Origin of the sequence: Gaetbulibacter sp. M235, assembly GCF_043876835.1 — a bacterium.
Lineage (GTDB): Bacteria > Bacteroidota > Bacteroidia > Flavobacteriales > Flavobacteriaceae > Yeosuana.
Genome location: NZ_JBAWJZ010000005.1, coordinates 23,839 through 48,782 on the forward strand (window position 1 = coordinate 23,839; position 24,944 = coordinate 48,782).

General features: G+C 30.3%; 26 protein-coding genes. 16 read left to right on the forward strand and 10 right to left on the reverse strand.

The window, feature by feature from the left end; all coding sequences use genetic code 11:
* Positions 1–7 precede the first annotated feature (7 nt).
* Positions 8–1,882: a hypothetical protein gene (locus V8G69_RS09375; RefSeq protein WP_394881582.1), complete on the reverse strand. Its 1,875-nt coding sequence runs from the start codon at positions 1,880–1,882 to the stop codon at positions 8–10.
* Between the two features lie 180 nt (positions 1,883–2,062).
* Here V8G69_RS09375 and V8G69_RS09380 point away from each other — a divergent pair, with 180 nt between their 5' ends.
* The 8 genes from V8G69_RS09380 (at position 2,063) to V8G69_RS09415 (ending at position 9,013) form a co-directional block, all read left to right on the forward strand.
* A complete protein-coding gene (locus tag V8G69_RS09380; RefSeq protein ID WP_394881583.1) occupies positions 2,063–4,306 on the forward strand; it encodes a molybdopterin-dependent oxidoreductase in 2,244 nt (747 codons plus the stop codon).
* The gene (locus tag V8G69_RS09385; RefSeq protein WP_394881584.1) at positions 4,303–4,836 is read left to right on the forward strand and encodes a 4Fe-4S dicluster domain-containing protein; all 534 of its coding nucleotides are present in this window, start codon (positions 4,303–4,305) and stop codon (positions 4,834–4,836) included. Before V8G69_RS09380 ends, V8G69_RS09385 begins: the two co-directional genes overlap by 4 nt.
* A gap of 12 nt (positions 4,837–4,848) precedes the next feature.
* Positions 4,849–5,808: an NrfD/PsrC family molybdoenzyme membrane anchor subunit gene (gene nrfD, locus V8G69_RS09390; protein WP_394881585.1), complete on the forward strand. Its 960-nt coding sequence runs from the start codon at positions 4,849–4,851 to the stop codon at positions 5,806–5,808.
* A gap of 11 nt (positions 5,809–5,819) precedes the next feature.
* Positions 5,820–6,350, forward strand: a complete 531-nt coding sequence (locus tag V8G69_RS09395; RefSeq protein WP_394881587.1) for a YeeE/YedE thiosulfate transporter family protein — start codon at positions 5,820–5,822, stop codon at positions 6,348–6,350.
* A gap of 19 nt (positions 6,351–6,369) precedes the next feature.
* Complete coding sequence (locus V8G69_RS09400) at positions 6,370–6,960, forward strand: YeeE/YedE thiosulfate transporter family protein (RefSeq protein WP_394881589.1); 591 nt, start codon at positions 6,370–6,372, stop codon at positions 6,958–6,960.
* 15 nt (positions 6,961–6,975) lie between these two features.
* On the forward strand, positions 6,976–7,638 hold the full coding sequence (locus tag V8G69_RS09405; RefSeq protein WP_394881590.1) for a rhodanese-like domain-containing protein: 663 nt from the start codon (positions 6,976–6,978) through the stop codon (positions 7,636–7,638).
* A gap of 27 nt (positions 7,639–7,665) precedes the next feature.
* Positions 7,666–8,277, forward strand: coding sequence for a rhodanese-like domain-containing protein (locus V8G69_RS09410; protein ID WP_394881592.1), 612 nt, complete (start codon positions 7,666–7,668; stop codon positions 8,275–8,277).
* 79 nt (positions 8,278–8,356) lie between these two features.
* Positions 8,357–9,013: a Crp/Fnr family transcriptional regulator gene (locus V8G69_RS09415; RefSeq protein ID WP_394881594.1), complete on the forward strand. Its 657-nt coding sequence runs from the start codon at positions 8,357–8,359 to the stop codon at positions 9,011–9,013.
* Positions 9,014–9,105: 92 nt separating this feature from the next.
* On the opposite strand, the gene V8G69_RS09420 is transcribed toward V8G69_RS09415, so the two are convergent.
* The 3 genes from V8G69_RS09420 to trxA form a co-directional block, all read right to left on the reverse strand.
* Positions 9,106–10,416: an OmpP1/FadL family transporter gene (locus V8G69_RS09420; protein ID WP_394881595.1), complete on the reverse strand. Its 1,311-nt coding sequence runs from the start codon at positions 10,414–10,416 to the stop codon at positions 9,106–9,108.
* Positions 10,417–10,613: 197 nt separating this feature from the next.
* On the reverse strand, positions 10,614–11,069 hold the full coding sequence (locus tag V8G69_RS09425; protein ID WP_394881596.1) for a pyridoxamine 5'-phosphate oxidase family protein: 456 nt from the start codon (positions 11,067–11,069) through the stop codon (positions 10,614–10,616).
* A 116-nt stretch (positions 11,070–11,185) separates the two neighbouring features.
* Positions 11,186–11,485: a thioredoxin gene (trxA, locus tag V8G69_RS09430; RefSeq protein ID WP_394881597.1), complete on the reverse strand. Its 300-nt coding sequence runs from the start codon at positions 11,483–11,485 to the stop codon at positions 11,186–11,188.
* A gap of 191 nt (positions 11,486–11,676) precedes the next feature.
* On the opposite strand from trxA, the gene V8G69_RS09435 reads away from it, so the two are divergent.
* From V8G69_RS09435 to V8G69_RS09470, 8 genes are all read left to right on the forward strand, one after another.
* Complete coding sequence (locus tag V8G69_RS09435) at positions 11,677–12,918, forward strand: ATP-binding protein (RefSeq protein WP_394881599.1); 1,242 nt, start codon at positions 11,677–11,679, stop codon at positions 12,916–12,918.
* A complete protein-coding gene (locus tag V8G69_RS09440) occupies positions 12,918–13,976 on the forward strand; it encodes a response regulator (RefSeq protein WP_394881600.1) in 1,059 nt (352 codons plus the stop codon). Before V8G69_RS09435 ends, V8G69_RS09440 begins: the two co-directional genes overlap by 1 nt.
* A gap of 94 nt (positions 13,977–14,070) precedes the next feature.
* The gene (locus V8G69_RS09445; RefSeq protein WP_394881601.1) at positions 14,071–14,910 is read left to right on the forward strand and encodes a universal stress protein; all 840 of its coding nucleotides are present in this window, start codon (positions 14,071–14,073) and stop codon (positions 14,908–14,910) included.
* Positions 14,911–15,059: 149 nt separating this feature from the next.
* On the forward strand, positions 15,060–15,914 hold the full coding sequence (locus V8G69_RS09450; protein WP_394881602.1) for a universal stress protein: 855 nt from the start codon (positions 15,060–15,062) through the stop codon (positions 15,912–15,914).
* A gap of 18 nt (positions 15,915–15,932) precedes the next feature.
* On the forward strand, positions 15,933–16,733 hold the full coding sequence (locus V8G69_RS09455) for a universal stress protein (RefSeq protein WP_394881603.1): 801 nt from the start codon (positions 15,933–15,935) through the stop codon (positions 16,731–16,733).
* 29 nt (positions 16,734–16,762) lie between these two features.
* Positions 16,763–17,605: an ATP cone domain-containing protein gene (locus V8G69_RS09460; RefSeq protein ID WP_394881604.1), complete on the forward strand. Its 843-nt coding sequence runs from the start codon at positions 16,763–16,765 to the stop codon at positions 17,603–17,605.
* A gap of 14 nt (positions 17,606–17,619) precedes the next feature.
* A complete protein-coding gene (locus V8G69_RS09465) occupies positions 17,620–18,993 on the forward strand; it encodes an MBL fold metallo-hydrolase RNA specificity domain-containing protein (RefSeq protein ID WP_394881605.1) in 1,374 nt (457 codons plus the stop codon).
* A 130-nt stretch (positions 18,994–19,123) separates the two neighbouring features.
* Positions 19,124–19,567, forward strand: a complete 444-nt coding sequence (locus tag V8G69_RS09470; protein WP_394881607.1) for a hypothetical protein — start codon at positions 19,124–19,126, stop codon at positions 19,565–19,567.
* On the opposite strand, the gene V8G69_RS09475 is transcribed toward V8G69_RS09470, so the two are convergent.
* The 6 genes from V8G69_RS09475 to tsaD are packed head-to-tail and all read right to left on the reverse strand — an operon-like array spanning position 19,564 to position 24,750.
* On the reverse strand, positions 19,564–20,742 hold the full coding sequence (locus tag V8G69_RS09475; RefSeq protein ID WP_394881609.1) for a class I SAM-dependent methyltransferase: 1,179 nt from the start codon (positions 20,740–20,742) through the stop codon (positions 19,564–19,566). The genes V8G69_RS09470 and V8G69_RS09475 overlap by 4 nt on opposite strands.
* A gap of 7 nt (positions 20,743–20,749) precedes the next feature.
* A complete protein-coding gene (locus tag V8G69_RS09480; RefSeq protein WP_394881611.1) occupies positions 20,750–21,838 on the reverse strand; it encodes an AI-2E family transporter in 1,089 nt (362 codons plus the stop codon).
* 22 nt (positions 21,839–21,860) lie between these two features.
* Entirely contained in the window at positions 21,861–22,361 is a 501-nt protein-coding gene (locus V8G69_RS09485) for a TrmH family RNA methyltransferase (RefSeq protein ID WP_394881612.1), read from the reverse strand.
* 14 nt (positions 22,362–22,375) lie between these two features.
* Positions 22,376–23,020, reverse strand: coding sequence for a DUF4159 domain-containing protein (locus tag V8G69_RS09490; protein WP_394881614.1), 645 nt, complete (start codon positions 23,018–23,020; stop codon positions 22,376–22,378).
* A gap of 1 nt (position 23,021) precedes the next feature.
* Positions 23,022–23,726, reverse strand: coding sequence for a 16S rRNA (uracil(1498)-N(3))-methyltransferase (locus tag V8G69_RS09495; RefSeq protein ID WP_394881616.1), 705 nt, complete (start codon positions 23,724–23,726; stop codon positions 23,022–23,024).
* Between the two features lies 1 nt (position 23,727).
* Positions 23,728–24,750 carry a tRNA (adenosine(37)-N6)-threonylcarbamoyltransferase complex transferase subunit TsaD gene (gene tsaD, locus V8G69_RS09500; RefSeq protein WP_394881618.1) on the reverse strand — a complete coding sequence of 341 codons (1,023 nt, stop codon included), beginning with the start codon at positions 24,748–24,750 and terminating at the stop codon, positions 23,728–23,730.
* Between the last annotated feature and the right edge of the window lie 194 nt (positions 24,751–24,944).

Genomic DNA, 24,944 nt, shown 5'->3' on the forward strand with positions numbered 1-24,944 from the left:
ATTAAAACTACCAATTAGGTAAAATACAAGCTTTTGTTGTCTTTTTTAAGATAGGTTGTAAACCAAATTCCAAAGTTTGTTTCATCACTTTCGAATCTTCTTTATGACATTGAAGACAAGCACCTACTAAAAGCATCCTTTTTTGTTCACTTACATTAAAGGGTCTGAAATCGGTTCGTGTAGAGTTGATAACATTCTTGTCACTTTCTTCTAAAAATGGAATCCAAGCATCTTCAGGTAAATTATCATGACTGTTTAAAGCGTATTCAGGAGTGAAAATCCATTTACCTTTGCCATTTTTTATATCATAAACCAAAGACCCTTTTCCATATCCTAATGTAGCGGAATTTGAGTGACAAGATTTACAATCACGTACTTGTTTGGTTGTGGTGTGAGGCGAATTTGGTGCATATAATCTGTGGAATGAAATATCTGTACCAGTTTTACCAGAAAAACTTCCTTCATCAATAGTTAAAATCATCCCTGGTATAGCAGGTTCAAAAACTTTTTCGCCTTTATGCTCTCTAACGCCCATTGCTGGTTGGGATGATGAAAATTCGGCAACATATTCTTTCCATTGTCCTTTTACATATTTTTTATCCAATAAATCAAAAGCTCTGGTTTCTTTGTCATCATATTGATTGTGGCAACCAATACAACGTGGAGTCCATGATGAATGGCACGCACTGCAGCTTACATTTTCATGCGCATTATCTCTTGCACAAACTTTGGATTGAGGTTTTAAATCGTGAATTTTGCCATTATTTTTTCCAATTAAAAAAGCATTTTCCAACGAGTCTACATAGGTATTGACCAAAGGATGTCCATCTTTTTTTACAGCAATTATTTCCTTATCAGTATGTGAATATTTGCGGTGCAAAAACACTAAAAGGCTTTCATTATCTAATGAATCGTAAGGAATTGTATTGGGGTTTTCTTTAAAATGACAATCGGCACATTGCAAAGAAACAGCATCTTCTTCATGAGTATATGATTTACCATTTCCCATGACTTCATGAGACGAATGACAATCTATGCACAACAAGCCTTTTGCGTGATGCACATCTTCTTCCATATGTTTATAAACACGCTTATCTTCTAATACAGTGTAAAGATTTTTGTCGGCAATATCTTTCTCATCCAATAAAGTTTCTTGTAAGCCTTCGTAATTGGTTGAAATTCTGCTTGAACGACTATGACAACCAAAACAATGGGTATTATTGACAAAAATATTGGTTGAAGGATGAAATTTAGGCAGCACCGTTTTGTTTGAAGCTAAATAATCTTTTAAATCACTTTTAGCTTCGTTAGAATAATTTAAATGACAAGCGTTACAACCGCCGCCTCTGCTTTCTTGCGTAATAGCTCCAAAAGTTGTTTTTTCTGCACCAAGATGGCAATTAGCACATAAATCCCTGATATGTTTTTCTGATGCGGAATTTTTTATATCCTTTATATGAAACTGGTGATTAGGACTATTTGTTTCACCAAATATAAATTTATCAACAGCTATAATTCCACTATTGCTGGTCATTAAAGAGTTATTAATTCTATTTAATTCATTTTGGTGACACTTTCCACAAGTTTCTTTGGCATCTGATAAATTTCCCGGAATTAAAATCATGCCTTTATGAGCTTCATTTTTATCTAAGGAGGTAATATTTCCTAAATGGCAACTGGCACAACCAATAAGTTCTGGATTATGATAACTTGAGTAACCAGTTGTATTTTGATGGCATTGTAAACAAGATTCATTTTCAACTGTTTCAATGCTTGTATATTGGCTCTCATTAAAGAGCATATTGTTTGATAAAACGAACAAAATGGTTATCAGTAAAATAACCAAAATAAGGCCCAAAAAAATGTAATATTTTTTCTTCATTTTTTATACTTATTCAAAGTTACAATAATTTATAGAGTTAATTATTTAAAACTCTTTTCTATCAAATATTTTTAATCCTTATGTAACAATTGTTACATATAAAACACTGATTACATGACTTTTATCATAATATAAAAAGGGATTTAAAAATATCTTTACCCCAGAAAAATATTTATAATTATGACCACTTCAAGACGAAAATTTATTAAAATTTCTGCCTTAGGTTTAGGAGGTTTGGCAACAACTTCCAGTGCATTTAAAATGTTTGGAGTAAACTCATATTTGGATGCTGCTGTTAAAGAGAATGTTGCTGAAAAATTTATAAGATCTGCTACCTATTGCGAAGTATGCTTTTGGAAATGTGCAGCTTGGGCTTACACAGACGAAGAAGGCGATATTAAAAAGATTATAGGAAATGAAGATGACACACACTGTAATGGACGTTTATGTCCAAGAGGAACTGGTGGAGTTGGAATGTACAGTGATGAGGATAGACTAAAAACACCGTTAATTAGAACTACTGTAAACGGTGAAGAAACCTATAGAGAAGCAAGTTGGGAAGAAGCCCTCGATTTAATTGCTTCTAAATTTAAAGATGTTAAGGAAAAATATGGCCCAGAATCATTTGCGTTACTAAAACATGGCTCACCTGGAAGCCACTTAGAACATTTATTTAAAGCCTATGGATCTGATACGATTGCAGAACCTGCTTATGCACAATGTAGAGGTCCAAGGGAAACTGGATTTGGATTAACATTTGGTTCTTGGATTGGTTCACCCGAACCTACAGATATCAGGGACACAAAGTGTTTAGTGCTTATTGGTTCTCATATTGGAGAGAATATGCATAATTCCCAAGTTCAGGAAATGTCTGATGCTATTGATAATGGAGCAACAATTATCACAGTCGATCCAAGATTTTCAACTGCTGCAAGTAAATCAAAACATTGGTTGGCCATTAAACCTGCAACAGATATAGCTTTATTATTATCATGGATGAATGTATTAATTGAAGAAGGTTTATATAATAAAGATTATGTTGAAAAATATACGTCAGGATTTGATCAATTAAAAGCACATGTAAAACAATTTACACCTGAATGGGCTTATGGAATCACAACTATAAAGCCTGAAGAAATTAGAAAAACAGCGCGTGTAATGGCAGCTGCAGCTCCTTCAGTTATTGTGCATCCGGGAAGACATGTTGTTTGGTATGGTGACGATTCACAAAGAGAAAGAGCTATTGCTATATTAAATGGTCTATTAGGGTCATGGGGAAATCGAGGAGGTTTTTACTTTAAAGAAAGTTTAAAACTCCCAAAATATCCCCATCCAGAATATCCGGAACCAAAATGGGGTTGGAAACAAATAGGAGAGAAGTATCCATTTGCTGAAATGGGAATTACTTCTGAATTAATAAAAGCAACTCTTTCTAGTGACGATAATAAATATCCAATTAAAGCGTGGATGGTAGCTGGTACGAACTTAATTAATACGTTGCCACAAAGAGATAAAACCATTGAAGCAATTAACGCTGTAGAATTCTTGGTAGTGATTGATACTATGCCAATGGAAATTACTGGATATGCAGATGTAGTTCTTCCAGAATGTACTTACCTGGAACGTTATGATGATATACGATCTGCAACAAACAGAACACCTTCAATAGCAGTAAGAGTTCCAGCAGTTAAGCCTAAGTATGATTCTAAACCAGCTTGGTGGATAAGTAAACAAATAGGAGACCGTTTAGGTCTAGGTGACTATTTTAATTATAATGATTATGAAGAAGTTATTGAATGGCAACTTAATGAACTTGGGACTTCTTTAGATGAAATGAAAAAGATAGGAGTTAAAAATTTTGAAAGAAAATCAGGGCCATTATTCTTAGAAGAAGGACAAAACCATGTATTTGGAACACCTAGTGGTAAAATAGAGTTTTATTCACATCAATTAGCAGACAAAGGATTTGATGCTATGCCTGTCTATACGCCTCATCCTGAGCCACAACAAGGTTTTTATAGATTAAACTATGGTAGATCGCCAATGCATACCTTTAGTAGAACCATTAATAACCCAAATTTAAGTGACTTAAAAAGTGAAAATACGCTGTGGGTAAACCCAAAAGTAGCTAGAGTTTTAGGTTTGAAAAAGAATCAAGAAGTTTGGCTTAAAAACCAAGACGGTATTGTATCTACTTTTTCAATAAAAGTGAGAGTTACCGAGAGAGTTAGATGGGATTCGGTGTATATGTATCATGGTTTTGGGCATAATAACAAAAAACTATCCAGAGCTTTTGGTAAAGGTATTAGTGATACCGAATTAATATCACAAACAGTAGTAGATCCACTTATGGGTGGAACAGGACTTAGAGGTAATTTTGTTTCCATTTTAACAGAAGACCCACATAAAAATTCAGAGATATGAGATATGCAATGGTAATAGACACATTAAAATGTGTTGGATGCAGTGATTGCGTTGTGGCTTGTCAAACAGAGAATAACGTACCACATGGATATTGTAGAGATTGGATAACCGAAGCTGTGAGCGGCTCGTATCCAAACGTAGAACTGGAATTAAGATCAGAAAGATGCAATCATTGTGATAATGCACCTTGTGTAAGATGTTGCCCAACAGGAGCAAGTCATATTGTTGAAGGTGGTGTTGTATTGGTTACTGCAAATGAATGTATAGGTTGTGGTGCTTGTATAGAATCATGTCCTTATGATGCTCGTTATCAGCATCCAGATGGATATGTAGATAAATGTACATTTTGCCATCACAGACTTGAAAAAGGTCAGCTTCCTGCTTGTGTTTCTGTTTGTCCTACAAAATGTATGTATTTTGGAGATTTAGACAATCCGAACAGTGAAGTTTCACAATTATTAAAAAACAGAAATTATAAAACGTTGGCACCAGAAGCTGGAACTAACCCACACGTTTTTTACTTAATTTAAAGTATTCATATCATGCAAGAAGAATTATTTACTAGCGGAAGAAACATTCCTCATATAGATCCTTCATTACAAATCTGGCATTGGCCAATAGCACTCTATCTGTTTTTAGGTGGACTTGCTGCAGGGATATTGTTTTTTGCTGCCTTATTTTATGTTTTAGGTAAGGAAAAGGAATATCCAGGAGCTGTTAAAATAGCAACAATAGTGCCTCCAATTGCTTTATCAATTGGGTTGTTGGCACTAGTTTACGATTTAACACACCCATTATTCACATGGCAGTTATATACTACTTTTAGAATTGAGTCTCCAATGTCTTGGGGTGCATGGGTTTTATTAATAGTTACTCCATTATCATTTCTTTGGGCGTTCAGTTATTACAGAGAATCATATGCGAAAATAGAGTCTAAATTAAACTTGTTTGGACGGCTTAAATTCTTAAATAAGTTTGAGAAATTCATTCAAACAAACAGAATTTATATTGCTTATGCATTAATTCCTTTATCTGTGATTTTAGGAGTTTATACAGGAATATTATTGTCGGCTTTCAATGCGAGACCATTATGGAACAATGCCATTCTTGGGCCACTGTTTTTAACATCAGGGTTGTCAACAGGTGCAGCAGCTATTATTTTACTTTCAAAAAGCATTAAGGAAAGGCATTTGTTTGGCAAAATAGATTTAGGATTAATCATCATTGAATTAGCATTGATTATTCATATGATTATGGGTTATTATGCAGGTTCACAAGTGCAACTTGAGGCAATGGAATTGATCGTTGGTGGAGAATTTACCTTAATGTTTTTCGGTTTTGTAGTATTGCTAGGTCTGTTGGTTCCAGCAACATTAGAATTAATAGAACTAATAGGGTATAAAGTTCCTGTAATAGTTCCTGCTCTTTTAGTTATTATTGGCGGTTTGATTTTTAGATTTATTATGATAGAAGCCGGCCAATTAACAAGATATCTTTATTAAAATTATTAATCATGAAAAAAGATAAAAAAACAAATAGTCACGTGTATTGGAACCCATATTATGGAGGGTTTTTACTTGGGATTATAATTATTTTCACCTTTTACTTAACAGGAAGAGGATTGGGTGCAAGTGGTGCTATGAAAAGTAGTGTAGTTACCATAGTAGATAAAGTAGCGCCAACTCACGCTGAAAGCAATGCTTATTACAGCAAATTTATTAGTAAAGACGATTCACCAATGAATACTTGGTTGGTTTTTGAAGCTTTAGGAGTTTTAATTGGGGCATTTATTTCCGGTGGATTAAATGGAAGAATTAGATGGAGAGTTCAACATTCCCCAAAAATTTCAAGTAAAAGAAGACTTGTTTTTGCATTATTAGGCGGAATACTATTCGGATTGGGCGCTCAAATTGCAAGAGGATGTACAAGTGGAGCAGCTTTAAGTGGAATGGCGGTACTATCATCAGGTGGTTTTTTAACTATGTTGGCCATTTTCGGTTCAGCTTATGCAACTGCTTACTTTTTTAGAAAAAATTGGATTTAATAAATAAAAATAAATAATTATGGGACCTTTAATTCCTAACGGCATAATTCCTATTGAATGGGATAGTATAATAGCCATTTTCATTGGTATTGTTTTTGGCTTTGTTTTAGAATCTTCTGGATTTTCATCTTCAAGAAAACTTGCAGGAGTATTTTATGGCTATGATTTTGCCGTTTTAAAAGTATTTTTTACCGCAGCTGCAGTATCTGTAATAGGACTTTATTACATGGATTATCTAGGTTATTTGGATATCAGTCAATTATATGTGCATCCTACATACTTGTGGGGAGCAATTATAGGAGGTGTTATTATGGGTGTTGGTTTTGTTTCTGGTGGTTTTTGTCCGGGAACAAGTTTATGTGCAGTAGCGATAGGCAAGTTAGATGCTTGGATCTATGTAGCTGGAATTATGATTGGAGTTTTTCTGTTTTCAGAGCTTTATTCATTCTTTGATCCAATTTATAATGGATATTTCCTTGGAAACATAACCTTGATTGATTCATTTGGATGGAATCCTTACTGGGTAATATTTATTTTTTCTATCATAGCAATAGTTGCATTTGCAGTTTCTGATATGGTTAGAAAAAAAGTTAAAAAAGTGTTTTACTAATAAAACGAAAATACAATGGATAAAAAAAAGATAGCCAAAGTAGCTGCTTTCAGGTATAAAATATTAGCAATAATTTTTTTAGTACTTGCAGGAGGCTTGGTTTTACTGCCAAAATATCAAAAGCAGGAAGGCATAAAATCTGAAGCATTATTAAGTCATGCCAATAGCCCTGAGAGATATATTTCTACAGATCAAATTGCTAATAAAATAATCAATCAAGACCCTTCTTTTATACTGGTTGATGTTAGAGATGAGGATAATTATAATAAATACTCACTTCCAAATGCTGTTAGCATTCCTCTTAAAAAAATATTTGATGAAGAATCTATAGCTTATTTAAATCAAAATCAGTTTGATGTTGTTTTCTTTTCAAATGATAATTTTTATGCTGATCAAGCTTGGATGCTTTGTGATAGATTAGGGTTTAAAAACCTAAGAGTTTTGAATGGAGGTTTAAATAAATGGTTTACTACTATAATTAATCCTACGAAGCCAAATGAAGACATGCCTGCTGAAGAATTTGAATTGTATTCAACTCGAAAAGCAGCTAGTATGTTTTTTGGAGTTGTATATCCAGATCAGGTTAAGGCAGAGGATTCAAATGTAAAAACTGAAGCTCCAAAGCAAGTAATAACTGTTCAAAAGAAAAAGAAAAAAGTAGCTGAAGGAGGTTGCTGATTTTTAAACTTTATTAGAATTTCTATTATGAAAGAATTAGAAAAAGTAAAACGTATATCAATTGCTTCAACACTTTTTATACTAGCTGTATTAATAGGTGTTTTGACTTTTGAAAGACCAAAAAACATGTATGCAATGAACACCAAAACAGCTTTGGAAAAGTTGAATACGAATGATTATGTAGTTTCATTAAAAGACATAACGTTAGAGGCAATATTGATAGATATTAGAAGCCAGTATGAATACGATAAAGGGCATCTTGAAAATGCTATTAATATTTCTGTCCCTGATATTTTAAGTGAAGAAAACCAGGGGCTTTTTATGGAGCTTAAGGATTCAAATAAAACAGTGGTTTTATACGGAAAAAGTCCGCAAGAAGCCAATATTCCTTTTATGCTTTTGTATCAATTAGGTTTTGATAATATTAAATTATTGTCTGTAGATAATAATTATTTGCAAAATAAATTGGTCACAAACCAAAGTGACATTGAAAAGCCAGTGGCAGATATCAAAGCTTTTATTGATGAATCCGTTAAGAATTCAAATGTTTCAAACATTGAAACAGAAAAACCAGAACCTGTTAAAAAGGTAGTTACTGTTCAAAAGAAAAAGAAAAAAGTAGCGGAAGGAGGTTGTTAATCTATTCTATTATTGAATAGTATTTTAGGCTTAAAAATCATTTTTATTTTAATTAAAAATAATTTTAGACATCATAAAGTTGAATAATAAAGAATCAATACTAAAAGAAAAATTCATTAACTATTATTCTGATGTTTTTGAAGAAAAACTTATTAAGGAAATAATAAAGGTAGGTCATTTCGAAACTCTTGCAGCAGGAGATCTTTTGATAGATGTTGGAGATGATTTAACACACATTCCTTTAATTATTGAAGGTACTGTTAAAATTATAAGACATATAAATGAAGACGGTGAATTAGCCTTATATTATTTAAAACCAGGTGAAACATGCGCTATTTCATTTATCAATTGCATAGAAACTAAAAAAAGTGTTTTTGAGGGTATTGTAGAAACAGATTTTGAAGCTGTTTTTATTCCAGTTGATAAAATTGATGAATGGTTGGTTATTTATAAATCTTGGAGACGGTACATAATAGATAGTTATCATTTTAGATTAATGGAAATGCTGGAGTCTATAGATGGTCTGGCTTTTAATAATTTGAATGAGCGTTTATTTAAATATCTAAAAGATATGTCTAAACGATATAATAAAAAAGTTTTACCGGTTACACATCAGGAAATTGCGAATGATATGAATACTTCAAGGGTTGTAATTTCCAGAATAATAAAACAGTTGCAAGAAGAAGGAAAAATAATTTCTACCAGAAATAAAATTAAAGTTTTAGATTTTAAATAGAAGTTTGAATTATTGATTTTAAGGATAGAAAAAGCCTGTCAATTAAATTGACAGGCTTTTTCACTTTGAGGTATTAAAAAAGTTTGTTTGTCTTACTTTTTAAATTTATAGCTAAAACCTAGCATAACCATATCGGTAGTCATATCGTATGAAACATTACTGCCTGGAATTGCTCCATATGGTGGATAAGCTTGAGCAAACGCTGGGTTTAATATTTTTCCAGATGTTTTACCATCGCTAGCTCCATGATGATATACAGCATCTATAGTGAATTTTTCACTAAATTCATAGCTAAATCCAAACTGAAATGCGTCTTTAATGATTGCGGTTGCAGGAATATTAAAGAAAGCAACATCACTATCAATTGGGTTAGAACTGTATGTGTAACCTACGCGTAATGGCAATTTCTTAATTCCTTTGTATTGTAATCCAGCAGATAAAATGCTAATGTTTTTCCAGCCAAAACCAACAACTGATGCTTTTTGAGTCCATCCTGTATTCATAAAACCAGCTGTATTTTCATAATCTACTCTTCTAAAGTCGAAAGCAAAATCAAAATCGCTAGTTGAATATCCTAACCCAAGAGAGAAGATTCCAGGATAATCCATTTGAAACTCATTTTTAGAAGTACCATTATCTAAATAAGTATTATCGAATTTGAATTTTAAGAAGGTTTGAGGCATTTTATAAGAAGCTCCAAGTTTTATACCGTTACCTGAATCATAGAAAACACCAAATTGAGCTCCAAATCCTATAGCTACTGTGCTTTCTGTAGAAGGATATCCGGCTGCTGTTGGGTAAGCTGTTGGGTTTGGAGTTAATTCAAGAGAAGAATAGTTTATTGTTGGTTGAACACCAATTGAAAACTTTTCTGTTAATTGATAAGCCCAAGTTGCTCCAACTTGCAATAACATATAGTCTGATTCAATACGACCAAAACCACCCATACTTTGTGGCATGTTAATTGGATTGGTCATGCTTTCTGGGAAAGTAACACCAAAACCACTGATACCAAAAGCAGAAACACCAAAAGTGTGTTTGCTACCTTCTTTTCCCCATACCATTGCTAAAGCTGGCATGGGTGAAACTCCTCTATCGTCTTTAGTTGTTCCACTGTAAAAATTTCCAGTTGGTTGTCCATATTGATTGAATTCTGGAACAGTAGAGTAAAGCTGAGGTGAAGAGAAAAATGCTCCAATATCAAATTTTAATATTTTTTCGTCAAAAACTGATATTGCTGCAGGATTCCATTGTAAGGCTCCCGAAATATCCAATGGTTGTGCTGTAGAAGCACCACCCATAGACATGTTAACAGCACCTACACCTTGCATAATGTGTCCTGCTTGTGAAAACATCATAGCAGAAAAAGTTAATAAAAAGATTGGTAAAATTAAAGATTTCATAGTTTCATGATTTGTATGACATTTTAAAACAACCTCTTTTTTTAATACTTAAAAGTTATTTTAATATGTTTATTATTAATAATAGTTTATACAAATTTACACTTTGAAATTCTAGATAATCATGACTTTTGTCACCCTTTTTAATAATTAATTCGCCACAGTTATTTTTTGCCTTGCATGTTTTTTTTCTGATTGAATTATAGCAATTGTTGTTTTCCTAAAATTTCGTTTACCTTAATTCTGTAAACTATTGGAATATTTCCTGTATTTAATTTACTTGAAAAGAAATTTATGGATTCTGGGTTTTTGGTTTCTTTCTTTGCGATTAGACTTTTTACGTTTTGAGCAAACTTATGAAGTTGCATTTTAGCTTCACTGCCTTTAAGCTCTTCAAATTCACCAACTATTAAAACAGATTTCCAATTATTTATGGAATTAATTTCTTCTAACTGAAATGCTACAAAAGGGTTTAATCTCATAGCACTAATTTTATGACCTTCATCAGAATAGCTTATTATTATATTTTCTTTTTGATCATAATAATAAGTAATTGGAGTTATGAAGGGAACATTATTAAAAATATATCCTAAGTGGGCTATATAATTGTCATTAAGTACTTGAATACAATCTTTCTTTACCATGTCTTCACTCATATTTATTCAAATTTTAATAAATTAATAAATAGAACAGAATCTTAAAAAGATAAGAAGCTTAGTGAAATTAGGAATAAATTTGTTTTTACAACATGACTTAAGTCATGTTGTGAGTATTATAGATTAGACTTTATTATTGAAACAATATGGTTTTTATCCATAACACCAGATTGTTTCCAAAGCTGATTGCCTTTTTTAAAAAGTATCATGGTTGGTACACCACGTACTTGATATTTAGCTGACAATTCTTGGTTTTTATCAACATCAATTTTGATAATTTTTATTAAGTCACCAAGCTCAGCTTTAACGTCTTTAAGAATTGGAGCTAAAGTTTTACATGGGCCACACCATTCTGCAAAAAAATCTACAAGTATAAGCGTTTCAGAATTAATAATATTATTGAATGATTGTTTCATTTTTTATATTATTTTTTTATAATTACTTGTTTATTAACACAATAAAATTAGTGTTTTTATAATAAAATAAGCTGAGTTAAATTTAACTAAAATAATTGCTATTTTTTAACATTTTTGAGCCATTCTTATGTTTAATGTCTTTATTTTTTTTTCGTACTTTTAAGCTTTAAAATTTTCAAACCAATAAATAAATGTTTCAGAGAGATCAGGATGTTTTTAATTTACTTTTTGAAGCTGTTTCTGAAGGCGTAATAGTTGTTGATGAAACTCAAACTATTGTAGCAACAAATATTTCTGTAGAACAAATGTTTGGTTATGAAAATAAAGAACTAATAGGTAAGCCTCTAAATATTTTAATTCCAAAAAATTATCATTCAGGTCATGTTGGACATTTTAATGGCTTTATAAAGCAAAAAGTTAGCCGTAAAATGGGTAATGGCAGAGGTCTTAATGGCATTAGGAAAGATTCAACTATTTTCCCTTTAGAGATTGGTCTTAATCCCTTTGAAGCCTATGGAGAAACATTTGTTATGGCTTTAGTTATTGATGTTTCTGTAAGAAAAAAGCATGAGCAAGAAATTGTTGATTTAAACATGCAATTAGAGGATAAAGTTTTAAGACGTACACAAGAATTAAGTAATGCCATAAACGAACTTAAAGCGCTTAATAGTAGGTTAGAAGCAGAAAACAAAAAACGTATTGAGGCAGAAAAGAAGACTAAAATTGCCTTAAAAAAAGAAATAGAACTTAACGAATTAAAAACAAAATTTTTATCTTTAGTTTCGCATGAGTTCAAAACACCGTTAAGTGGTATTTTAACATCAACAATGCTGTTAGGTAAGTATAAGCTAACAGAACAACAGGATAATAGAGATAAACATATAAAAACCATTACAGATAGAGTTCATTACTTGAATAATATACTCAATGATTTTTTATCTATTGATAAGCTTGAAACAGGAAAAATAAAATATAATTTTAACGACTTTAAACTTAGTAAAGTTATTAATGAAGTAGTATATAATTGTAATTTGTTATTAAAAGAAGGGCAAAGAATAAAATATCCAGATAATATTGATGATATATCATTATATCAGGACGAAAAAATTGTTGAATTAACATTATCTAATTTGGTTCATAACGCATTAAAATATTCGCCAGAAAACACTATAATAGATATTGATGTAAGACACGATTACGAGAAAACTACCTTTATTGTAAAAGATAAAGGGATTGGTATTCCTGAGAACGATCAGAAAAATATATTTAATCGTTATTTTAGAGCAGAAAACGCGTTGCTTTCACAAGGAACAGGAATAGGGTTGAATATTGTAAAAACACATTTAGAAAATTTAGGTGGTAAAATTAAATTTGTGAGTGAAGAAAATAAAGGAACAACATTTACTGTTACTATACCAAATAAAGCTTTATAATGAAAAAAATATTACTAATAGAAGACGATGTAGTTTTAAGAGAAAACACAGCTGAACTTTTAGAATTATCAGGATATCAGGTAGAAACTGCATCAAATGGAAGAGCTGGAGTTGAGGTTGCAAAAAAATATGTCCCCAACATTATAATTTGTGATATTATGATGCCTGAACTTGATGGCTACGGAGTTTTAGAAAATTTATCAAAAAACGATATCACTAAATATATTCCTTTTATTTTTTTGTCGGCAAAAACAGAAAGACATGATGTTAGGAAAGGTATGGATCTTGGAGCGGATGATTATATAACAAAACCCTTTAATGAAGATGAACTTATTAGTGCCATTGAAAGCAGAATAGCTAAAGCAGCAATTCTTCATGAAGAAAGAGAAGCAGAAGGCTATAAGCCCAATGAAAATGAATTTTATGATGATATAAGAACATTAAATGATTTAAAAAACTTTTTTGATGATAATGGTAAAACCTTTAAATTTTCAAAAGGTGATATTATTTACGAAGAAGGAAATAATTCAAACTATATTTTTTTAATAAGAAAAGGAGTTGTAAAAAATTTTAAGTTTGATCATGATGGAAAGGAACTTACTACAAATCTATTTCAAGAAGATGAATTGTTTGGATACACATCTTTTACACAAAACATTCCATATCAAGAATCAGCTACTGCAATAAAAGACACCGAATTAGTTGGAGTTTCAAAGCAAGAATTAAAAGAAGTTTTAGATAACAACCATAAAATAACACTTGAACTTATTCAATTATTAACAGATAATCTTTCTGGAGCCAGAGACCAATTATTAGAAATGGCATACAGTTCTGTAAATAAGAAAACTGCCATGACCATATTAAAATTTGCCGAAAAGCTAAATAACAAATCTGGTGAAGCCATACGAATTTCAAGAAACGATTTAGCTAGTGTTGCCGGAATAGCAACCGAAACTTTAATTAGAACTTTATCAAGCTTTAAAAAAGACGGTCTTATTGAAATTGAGGCCAGAAACATTAAAATATTAGACTTACAAAAACTGCAACAAGTCAATTAAAACACATTACCATATTTCATAATATGATTTATATCATTTTTTGCGATGATATAGGCTTCTATTTTTGTTTTTGATTAGAAGTAGATTGTAAATAATGAAAAACATATTAATACCAACTGATTTTTCTGAAAACGCGTGGAATGCAATTGAGTATGCCATTAATTTTTTTGAAGACTCATCTTGTAATTTTTATTTATTATATGTAAATCAAATTAATACGTTTGTTGTTGCAGATACTACTTATATACCATCACAAACGGTAATAGAAGAAACATTTATAAAGCCAACTAAAGCCAGATTAAATGAGGTGTTAAATCGTATTGCAAGTATTTCAAATAATGAGAAACACAAGTTTTTTGCATTAACAGATTATAATTATTTTATAGACTCTATACGAAAGCATATTGTAGATAAGAAAATAGATTTGATTGTAATGGGTACTAGAGGTGCATCAGGACTTAAAAAGCTTATTATTGGTAGCAATACAGGCGATGTAATTACCAGAGTTCATTGTTCTACGTTAGTTGTGCCAGAAAACGCAAAATATGTTAAACCAAGTGTAATTGCTTTTCCAACAGATTTTTCTTCGTTTTATTCTACAAATCTATTGTTTCCAATTATAGAAATACTTGATATATATAAAGCATCAATAAATGTGTTACATATAAACAAGAAAAAAGTAAATCTAAATTTAGACCAAGAAATTAATAAAGGGTATTTAGAAGATTATTTTAGTAATTACAATTATAATTTTTATAATCTAACAAACAATCATATTGAATCTGCTATACAAACCTTTGTTGAAAATAATAATGTCAACCTAATAACCATGGTTGCAAAAAACTTGAATTATTTTCAACGCATTTTATTTAATCCAACAGTTACGGAAATTAGCTATCATACAGATATTCCATTTTTGGTTCTGCATGAATAAATAAACCAAAGCTAACATTTGTCATAGTTTATTTTTAAAGAATAGGCTAATTTTAAGCAACTTAATGTTAACAGCAATTTTTTAAAGGACAGGGGACGATTTAGGAAGGATATTGTCAACTGTCCTTTTTTTCTTAACACTATAAAGTCATGAGAAATATCCTAATTCCAACAGACTTTTCAGATAACGCTACAAATGCTATTAACTTTGGATTAAATCTTTTTAAATACGATATCTGTGTTTTTTACTTTTTGCATACTTATCAAGATGAATTGTATTCTGAAGAAAACCAAATAAACAGAGAAAATTTTAAAGAAGTTGAAAAAAGAATAAGTGATAAATCTTTAATGCAATTACAAGATTTAATAGCTAATTTAAAAAAAACATATCCAAACCCAAAGTTTAGTTATCGCATCATATCAGCTAATTCTCTATTAGTTGATGAGATTGATAAAATAGTGGAAGAAGAAGATATTGATATTATTGTAATGGGTACCCAAGGTAAAACAAATAATAAAATGATAACCTTTGGCAGTAACACATTACAAGTGTTAAAATATGTGAGTTGCCCTGTTTTGGCCATACCAGAACATTATACATACAATAAACCTAAACATATATTGTTTCCAACAAATTACTTAATTCCTTACAAAAGAAGAGAGTTAAAACTTTTATGTGAAATGGCTTGTCCGTATCGAGCAAAAATTGATATGTTATATGTTTCAAACAGCAATAAATTATCATTAAGACAAGAGGATAACAAGTTGTTTATAAAAGATACACTGTGTAAAAACGAAACCAACTTTTTAATAATCAACAGTAACAATATAACAGAAACCATAAACACATTTGTAAACCAGAATAAAATTGACATGTTGGTTATGGTAAACACAAGGCATTCTCATTTAGAGAATATATTATTTCAATCTAAACTAGACGAAATTAGTTTGAATTCTAAAATTCCTTTATTGGCCTTTCAAAATATTGAAAGAGAAATTCACTAAACTTTAATACTCATAACAATGAAAAGGATTTTGTTACCTACTGATTTTTCAGATAATTCATGGAGTGCTGCAGTTTATGCTTTAAAACTTTATATCGATGAAGTTTGTATGTTCTATTTTTTACATGCAACACATAAAAAAAGCTTAAAAAGTGAAGCTTTCAAATCCCTTTTGCAATTAAAGGAACAAGCAGAAGAATCAAATGCAAATGCAAATCATAGTTTTGATGTTATTTTAAGTACTCAAAATTTAAAAACAGCGATAAAAAAAGCTGTAAAAAAACATAAAATTGATGTAACTGTTATGGGGACCAAAGTTTCCACAATGGCCAATAAGTTTTTCTTTGTAAGCAACACTTTAAAGATTGTTAAAAGAATAAAAACCAGTCCTTTTTTAATTATTCCAGAAGAATATGATTTTGTAATACCTAAACAAGTGGCATTTCCAACTGACTATAATAGATTTTATAGTTATTTAGAGTTAGATGTTCTGAAAGATTTTGTATCTCTATATAACTCAAAAATAAGGATTGTCCATATTAATGTTGAAGAAAAGCTAAATGACATTCAAGAATATAATATAGAATCCCTAAAAAATTATTTAGAAGATTATGAATACAGTCTTCATTGGATGCCAAAATACACAAACAAGGCAAAAGAAATTAATGCTTTTATCGAAGACTTAAATATTGATATTCTTATCATGATAAAAAACAAACACAGTTTTTTCGAAAAAATAATTAAAGAAGACTTGGTTAAAAAATTAGTTTTAAACTCAAAAGTGCCTTTCTTAATTATACCGAATTGCAACATTAAATAGAGTGAACTATTTTAATATTACACTTAAAAATGGAAACATTTGATATTGATATAATTAAATCGTCTGGAGAAAAAGTTCAGTTTTCTATAGAAAAACTTAAGAAATCTCTTGAACATACCGGAGCCACAAATAATATTGTAACAAAAATACTGGATACTGTAAAAGATGAATTATATCCAGGTATTTCTACAAAGGAAATTTATAATAGAGCTTTTGCATTATTAAAAAAAAATAAAAGCTATTTCGCTTCAAAATATAAACTTAAAAAGGCGATTTATGAATTAGGCCCTACAGGATTTCCTTTTGAACGATTTGTAGGGGCTATATTAAAATATTCTGGTTACAATATAAAAATCGATACCATTGTAGAAGGTCATTGTGTAAAACATGAAGTAGATGTGTTGGCAGAAAAGAATAATGAAGTATTATTAATAGAGTGTAAATTCCATAATGAAGAAGGTATAAATTGTAATGTTAAAGTGCCTTTATATATTAACTCAAGATATCGAGATATAAAATCTGTTTGGGACGCATCGTCAAGAGGAAACATTAAACTTAAAAGTGGTTGGGTAGTAACTAATACTAGATTTACTGAAGATGCTTTGCAATATGGAAATTGCATGGGTTTATATTTATTAAGCTGGGATTATCCTAAAGATAACGGCTTAAAAGACAGAATAGACAGATTAGGATTGTACCCAATAACAGTATCTACATTACTTACCAATAGGGAAAAACAATTTTTATTGAACAGAAATATTGTATTGTGTAGGGAATTAGTAAAAGATAAATTTTATTTAGACCATTTAGGGGTTTCAAAAATTAGAAAGGACAAAATTTTAAATGAAATAGAACATCTCAGTAGAATTTAATATTTATAAATACCATGTTAAATAATGCGACAATTCAATTTTTAGGTGCGGCAGGAAGTGTAACTGGCTCAAAGTTTTTAATTGATGCATTTGGAAATAAAATTCTAATTGATTGTGGCATGTTTCAGGGTATTAAAGAACTGCGTGAACTTAACTGGGTAAACCTTCCTGTAAATGCTTTTGAAATTGATATTGTGTTGCTAACACATGGGCATTTAGATCATGTGGGTTATTTGCCTAGGCTGGTTAAACAAGGTTTTAAAGGAAAAATTATTGGTACGGCTCCAACACTTGCTATCGCAAAAATCATATTAACTGACTCGGCCAAAATACAAGAAGAAGAGGCAGAAAAGGCTAATAAAGAAAAATTCACAAAGCACAATCCGGCGTTACCATTTTATACTTTAAAAGAAGTTGAGAAAACCATAGAATTGTTTCAAGTTGAAATGGAAAATAAATGGATTACTTTTTCAGATTATATTTCATATAGATTTCAATTTAACGGACATATTTTAGGCGCTACATTTATTGAATTGGATATTAATAGTAAAAGATTTGTATTTTCTGGTGATATTGGTAGAGAGAATGATTATTTACTGGAGAGTCCAAAAAAGCCTGAATGGGCAGATTATTTGTTTTTAGAAAGTACTTATGGCGATAAATTGCATTTTAACGAAAATGTAGAAAGTATAATTTCAAACTTAGTTCATGAAACTATTAATAAAAAAGGAAATTTAATTATTCCAAGTTTTGCTGTTGAAAGGTTGCAAGCCATAATTTATCTGCTTTGGAAATTATATAAAAAAAACAAGATCCCCAACATTCCTATTTTTATAGATAGCCCAATGGGGAAAAATGTTTTAGAGGTATTTAAACACTTTTCAAAGTGGCACAAACTTTCAGATTCAGAATATAATGCAATGTGCAATCATGTAAATATTATTGAATCATTTAAAGAAACATGGGAAACCATTGATAATAAAAGTTCCAAAATCATTATTGCAGGAAGCGGAATGGTTACCGGCGGAAGAGTATTAACATATCTTCATCAATTAATAGATGAACCGACAACAACGGTTCTGTTAGTAGGTTATCAGGCTGAAGGCACTCGTGGCAGGCAACTATTAGATGGTGCTAATGAAATTAAGTTTTTTGGAAAATATTATCAAGTAAAAGCTGCTATAAAAAGCCTTGAAAGTTTATCGGCACATGCAGATCAAAAGGAGATTTTGAATTGGTTGGGCAAAATTAAAAACATTCCTGAACAAGTTTTTTTAATTCATGGAGAACCAAAAGCATCAGATGCCTTACGCACAAAAATCAAAGATGTTTATGGCTGGCAAGTAAATATTCCTAAACTTTATGAGATAAAAAAACTCCTACTTTAAGTTGTAAAACTTTCTTAAAAATTGTAATTGCTAACATTTATCATTGTTTAAATGTTAATTTATCACTAACTTAAGAACACTTTAATTTTTAATTATATCTAAAGTTTTAAGTTCATTAAATCTTGTTGTCATGAAAGTAATTGAAACATCACCAAAATACATTGAATGGTTAAATGCAGAATTAATGCATGAAGAATCTACCAGATGGTTATCAGAATTGCGTTTTATAAAAGATGAAGAACATTTTTTTGAAGACTTAATTAAGCTGTTTACTTTACAATTGATTGATTCAAAAAACTTCGAGGGCAGTAAAGAAATAGTATCCCAGATAAAATCTCTCAGAACTAAAAACGCTGAACTTATTAATGCGGTTATAATTCACGAAAAAGAACTTAAAATTATGGTCGATGGTAAAGATCAACCAAAAGAAGAAGCTCTTTATAAAGAAAAACACAGAAGTCTTTTAATATTGGTTAAAAAATATTTTAAAGAGTACAGAAAGCTTAAAAGTCAGGTTTTTAAGACCATAAAAAACGCTATGAAAATTGAAAAACAAAAACGTTTATTAGATTAAATTTTTGTGGAAATAATAACAATTTTGTTTGATTCTAAATCGGTAGTAAAAAACAAATACAAATCGCCACCATCTTTTATAACTAACTTTTTTCTGATGTGTTCCACACTTTCAGGGAAATTTCTTGTAGTTATGTTTGCTTTTTTTAAGCCTAACTTTTTTAAAGCTTTTGGGTTATAGGGCAAAATGGAATCTATTTTAAATTGTCTTCCGGGAAAATCTACAAATCTATTACTTGTATATAAATGGGAATGTTTTTGTAATTTAAATACATTTAACTGATTTGAAATGGAGTGAAATGCACCGGATTTTAAAATAGCTGAATTGGGTTCGTATAAATAGGTGAGTGGTTTGGAATATAACGATTCCAAGTTTTTTTCTTCTTCTAAAGAAAAGTCAAAATGTAATTCTGAATTTTTAGTAATATTTACTGTTTTAACTTCTGGTTCACCAATAAATCCACGTTCTAAAATCCAGAGAAGCTCTTTTACTTCATTGTTTACGGCAACTACATGAATCGTTTTTACAAACTTCAATTCATTAATGCCAATTGAAATATCAAGCAACGGAGACATTTTAATCATGATATTTTTAGTGCATTTAAAAAGATCATTTAAGTTTTCTGGAATGTTTGGAAGGCAATCATTTAAAAAGAATACTTTTCCTTTACTATCATGTCTTCTTGATGGATCTGTATAAATCCAGTCGAAAGATTTATCATTTGTATTTAAAAATTCAATGCCATCAATATTTTTTGTTTCAATATTATTAATGTTTAACTGTTTGTAATTGTAATTAACAAGTTCAGACAGTTTTGAATCTATTTCACAGTGAATAACTTGTTTAAACTGTTTTGAAAAATAGTAGCAATCTACCCCAAATCCACCAGTTAAGTCGATAATGTTCCCACCATTAATTAGTTTGGATTTATAAGAAGCAGTAATTTCAGAAGAAGTCTGTTCTATATTTAATTTATTTGAATAGTATATGTTTTTAGTATGAAACCAGGTTGGTAGTTTATGTTCGCACTTTTTTTTGGCTTCTATTTGCTCAATAATTTCTTTTGTGTCTACAGAAGTGAAAGGTGTTCCTTTTAATAAAATAGAAGTAATATTTTTATCTAAATTATTATTTATAAAATCCTGAATATCAGTATTTAAAATATTTGTATTCAAACTAAAACTATAAATCTTTGGTGAGTTTTTTTACAATCTGGTTTTCAGACAAAAACTCCTTTAAAATAACTTTAATTGCTGTGTATGCAGGAACTGCAACAATAAGACCAACTACACCAAATAAAATGCCTGCAATTAAAATAATTAAAAAGATTTCTAATGGATGGGATTTTACACTTTTAGAAAATATAAAAGGCTGGCTGAAAAAATTATCAATTAATTGTCCAATAATGAAAACCACAAACACCCATAAAGTCTTTGTAAAAACAATATCAACAAAACCTTGATCAAGATTACTTGTCATAGTTAATGTTAGCATTAAAAAACAACCTATTAAAGGGCCAACATAAGGAATAAGGTTAAGTAATGCACACAAAAAGGCAATCACTACAGCATTTTCAACACCTACAATAAGCAAACCTATAGTGTAAATTATAAAGATGATTAAAATTTGAAAAATGAGTCCAACAAAATATCTTGATAGCAAATCTTTAATTTTATTTAATGAGTTTGTTAAGCGTGTTTCTTTAGAGTCAGGAATAAAAATCAACAAGCCATTTTCAAATAGTTTGCTGTCTTTTAAAAAGAAAAAAGAAATAAAGAGCACAGAAAATAAACCTATACTAAAACTACCCAGACCGCTAATAATAGAGTTTAAAAAATCAGGAATAATGGAATAATCTATTTTTGAAAGTAAACTGGAATCTTTAAAAGATTGCTCAATGTTTATGTTGTTTACTTTGAAATATGAAATAACCTGTTGGTACAAATTTTCAATATTGGTTTGTAATTTATCAATGTCCAATAATGATAAATTATGCCCTTGTTTAATGATTAAAGGAATAAAAAGAAGCACTAAACCAACGAATAAACTTATAAGCAGTAGCATGGTAACTATGACTGCGATGGTGTTCTTAAATTTCAATCGTTTTTCAAGAAACAAAACAATTGGTCTACCAATTAACGAAATGACCACTGCAATTGTTAGATAGATGATTACCGACTCAATTTTATAGAAAAAATAGAGTAATAAAGCTATGGCTAGCATAATTCCAAAAGCTCTTAAAATGCCGTTTGCTATATCTTTTGAGTTCATTTAGTAAATATAAGAAAACCTATCACAAAAGTTGCCTGGTGATTTCGTATAAAGCAATATTGGTTGCTTGAACGACATTCATACTGCTATTTTGACCAAACATATCAATATGGATAATATGATTTGAAATATTGAGAATCAATTCAGAAATCCCAAAATTTTCATCACCAATAATAAGCGCGATTGGTTTTTCTTTTGAAAAATTAAATGTGTGAATTGGTTTGCTTTGGGTTGTAATCTCTAAAGCTATAATTTGATAATCTTGATTTTTTAAATATTGAACCACCTCAAAAGCAGAATTGCAAACCTCATGATTAACAACTTTTTCTGTAGCTCTAGATGTTTTAGCCGATTTTCTGCCTAAAGAAATATTCTCTCCGCAAAGAAATAATTTTTCAATGCCGAAGGCATCGGCAATTCTAAACAAACTTCCAATATTGGGTGCATTAGTAACATTTTCAGACACTAAAACAATCGAGAATGTTTGTTTTTTAAAGTTGGTATTGTAATGAGTAAGTTGCAAGGTTTATTAGCCGATTAGTTGTCAAAAACATATTTGATGATATTAGCTCCCATTTTTAAAGCCTTCTCCCTAACTTCAAAAGGATCATTATGTACTTCTTCATCTTCCCAACCATCGCCTAAATCGCATTCATAAGTAAATAATAAAACTAATCTGTCTTCATAAAATATTCCAAAAGCTTGAGCGCGTTTGCCATCATGTTCATGTATTTTTGGTAATCCATTAGGGAATTTATAAACAATACTAAAAATTGGGTGATTTGCAGGAAGTTCTACCAATTCTTTATCTGGAAAAACCTTTTTTAGTTCTTTATCAAGATATGGCTGCATACCGTAATTATCATCAATATGTAAAAATCCTCCAGAAATTAAATAATTTCTAAGATTTTCTGCTTCATCATCCGTGAAAAAAACATTGCCATGACCTGTCATGTGCAGAAACGGAAACTCAAAAATATCATTGCTTCCAACTTCAACAGTTTGTGGTTTAGGATTTATTTTTGTGTTTATATTGGCATTGCAAAATTTAATTAAATTGGGTAACGATGTAGGGTTGGCATACCAATCTCCGCCACCTTTATACTTTAAGAGTGCAATTTCTTGTGCAGATAAAGTAAAAAGTGAAAAGTAAAAAGTTAAAAGGATGATTACCTTTTTCATATTATTCGTTTATAAATGCCACACTATGACAAGCCACAATGGCTGCTGTTTCAGTTCGTAACCTGGTTTCTCCCAAAGTTACTGGAATAAAAGCCTTTAAAATAGCCATTTCAATTTCTTTAACACTAAAATCTCCTTCAGGACCAATTAAAATAGTGATGTCTTCATTTCTTTTAATGACCTTTTTAAGTGACTTTTTATCTGTCTCTTCACAATGAGCTATTAATAACTGCCCTTCAAATTTTTGACTCATAAAGTCTTTAAATGTCACAGCATCATTAAGTTTTGGTAAATAACAACTTAAAGATTGTTTCATGGCAGATTGTATAATTTTATCAAATCTGTCTAATTTAATGACTTTTCGTTCACTATGGTCACAAATAATAGGAGTTATGGTGTCAATGCCAATTTCAGTAGCTTTCTCCAAAAACCATTCATAGCGGTCATTCATTTTTGTTGGAGCTACAGCCAAATGCAAATTGTAAGGATGTTTTTTCTTTAATTCTTTAGAAATGATTGTTGCAATGCAGTTTTTTATATCTGGAATCGTAATTTCTGCAGTAAATAACCAGCCATTCCCATTTGTAATATATAAGATATCACCACTTGTTTTACGTAAAACTTTTACAATATGTTTGCTTTCTTCCTTATCAAAAGAAAATTGTTTGGTATGTTCTGATATGTCTGGGTTATAAAAAAGCTGCATATTATATTTTCAATCTAGCTGATGCTGTAATATCTTGTTTTGAAAAATTACCTTCTAAAAATTTTAAATAACCAACAATTGCAATCATGGCAGCGTTATCGGTTGTAAACTCAAATTTTGGAACATAGGTTGTCCAACCAAATTTGTGTTCGCCATCTTTTAAAGCTTGCCTAATACCAGAATTTGCAGAAACACCACCGCCAATGGCAATGTGTTTTATGCCAGTTTGTTTAGATGCTAATTTTAATTTATCAATTAAAATTTCAATGATTGTGTGTTGAATAGAAGCGCAAATATCATTTAAATTTTCTTCAATAAAACTAGGATTTGCTTTAGTTTCACTTTGAATAAAATATAAAATGGCAGTTTTTAAACCAGAGAAACTAAAATTCAATCCATCAACTTTAGGCTTTGTGAATTTAAACGCTTTTGGGTTTCCTAATTTTGCTAACTTATCAATAACTGGTCCTGCAGGATAACCCAAACCGAGTATTTTTCCACTTTTATCGAAAGCTTCTCCAACAGCATCATCAATGGTTTCTCCAATAACTTTCATATCAAAATAACTAGAAACCTTAACAATTTGTGTATGTCCTCCAGAAATAGTCATACCTAAAAATGGAAATGGAGGTTTATTAAATCCTTCTTCGTCTATAAAATGTGCCAGAATATGTGCTTGCATATGGTTTACATCTATTAAAGGGATATTTAAACCATAAGCTAATGATTTAGCAAACGATGTACCCACTAATAATGAACCCATTAAACCAGGACCTCTTGTAAAAGCAATCGCATGAAGCTGATTCTTGTTAATATTTGCTCTTGAAAGTGCTTGAGAAACCACCGGAACAATATTTTGTTGATGTGCTCTTGAAGCTAATTCAGGCACAACACCACCATATTCTTCATGTATTTTTTGATTAGCAATTACATTGCTTAAAATTTTACCGTTATGTATTACTGCAGCAGCAGTATCGTCACATGATGATTCAATTCCAAGGATATAAATATTTTGTTCAGACATTAATTAGAATTAGGCACAATAATTGTTAATTTTGAGCATAAATAAAAGTCTTTTTTTATTCTTTTATTCGTAAATGCAAAACTACTTAATTATTTTTTTAAAAATTGTGTTAGTAGTTTCCATTTGATAAAAATATAAAATAGACAATTACTATCGAAAAGTAGATTTTTCTTAATTAAATTATAACTTTAACA

Coding starts and splice junctions, on each gene's coding strand:
- V8G69_RS09445 (WP_394881601.1), top strand. CDS start 14,071: ATGAAAAACATATTAATACCAACTGATTTTTCTGAAAACGCGTGGAAT.
- V8G69_RS09440 (WP_394881600.1), top strand. CDS start 12,918: ATGAAAAAAATATTACTAATAGAAGACGATGTAGTTTTAAGAGAAAAC.
- V8G69_RS09410 (WP_394881592.1), top strand. CDS start 7,666: ATGAAAGAATTAGAAAAAGTAAAACGTATATCAATTGCTTCAACACTT.
- V8G69_RS09450 (WP_394881602.1), top strand. CDS start 15,060: ATGAGAAATATCCTAATTCCAACAGACTTTTCAGATAACGCTACAAAT.
- V8G69_RS09405 (WP_394881590.1), top strand. CDS start 6,976: ATGGATAAAAAAAAGATAGCCAAAGTAGCTGCTTTCAGGTATAAAATA.
- nrfD (WP_394881585.1), top strand. CDS start 4,849: ATGCAAGAAGAATTATTTACTAGCGGAAGAAACATTCCTCATATAGAT.
- V8G69_RS09435 (WP_394881599.1), top strand. CDS start 11,677: ATGTTTCAGAGAGATCAGGATGTTTTTAATTTACTTTTTGAAGCTGTT.
- V8G69_RS09465 (WP_394881605.1), top strand. CDS start 17,620: ATGTTAAATAATGCGACAATTCAATTTTTAGGTGCGGCAGGAAGTGTA.
- V8G69_RS09490 (WP_394881614.1), bottom strand. CDS start 23,020: ATGAAAAAGGTAATCATCCTTTTAACTTTTTACTTTTCACTTTTTACT.
- V8G69_RS09425 (WP_394881596.1), bottom strand. CDS start 11,069: ATGAGTGAAGACATGGTAAAGAAAGATTGTATTCAAGTACTTAATGAC.
- trxA (WP_394881597.1), bottom strand. CDS start 11,485: ATGAAACAATCATTCAATAATATTATTAATTCTGAAACGCTTATACTT.
- V8G69_RS09375 (WP_394881582.1), bottom strand. CDS start 1,882: ATGAAGAAAAAATATTACATTTTTTTGGGCCTTATTTTGGTTATTTTA.
- V8G69_RS09470 (WP_394881607.1), top strand. CDS start 19,124: ATGAAAGTAATTGAAACATCACCAAAATACATTGAATGGTTAAATGCA.
- V8G69_RS09495 (WP_394881616.1), bottom strand. CDS start 23,726: ATGCAGCTTTTTTATAACCCAGACATATCAGAACATACCAAACAATTT.
- V8G69_RS09400 (WP_394881589.1), top strand. CDS start 6,370: ATGGGACCTTTAATTCCTAACGGCATAATTCCTATTGAATGGGATAGT.
- tsaD (WP_394881618.1), bottom strand. CDS start 24,750: ATGTCTGAACAAAATATTTATATCCTTGGAATTGAATCATCATGTGAC.
- V8G69_RS09460 (WP_394881604.1), top strand. CDS start 16,763: ATGGAAACATTTGATATTGATATAATTAAATCGTCTGGAGAAAAAGTT.
- V8G69_RS09455 (WP_394881603.1), top strand. CDS start 15,933: ATGAAAAGGATTTTGTTACCTACTGATTTTTCAGATAATTCATGGAGT.
- V8G69_RS09395 (WP_394881587.1), top strand. CDS start 5,820: ATGAAAAAAGATAAAAAAACAAATAGTCACGTGTATTGGAACCCATAT.
- V8G69_RS09480 (WP_394881611.1), bottom strand. CDS start 21,838: ATGAACTCAAAAGATATAGCAAACGGCATTTTAAGAGCTTTTGGAATT.
- V8G69_RS09380 (WP_394881583.1), top strand. CDS start 2,063: ATGACCACTTCAAGACGAAAATTTATTAAAATTTCTGCCTTAGGTTTA.
- V8G69_RS09385 (WP_394881584.1), top strand. CDS start 4,303: ATGAGATATGCAATGGTAATAGACACATTAAAATGTGTTGGATGCAGT.
- V8G69_RS09420 (WP_394881595.1), bottom strand. CDS start 10,416: ATGAAATCTTTAATTTTACCAATCTTTTTATTAACTTTTTCTGCTATG.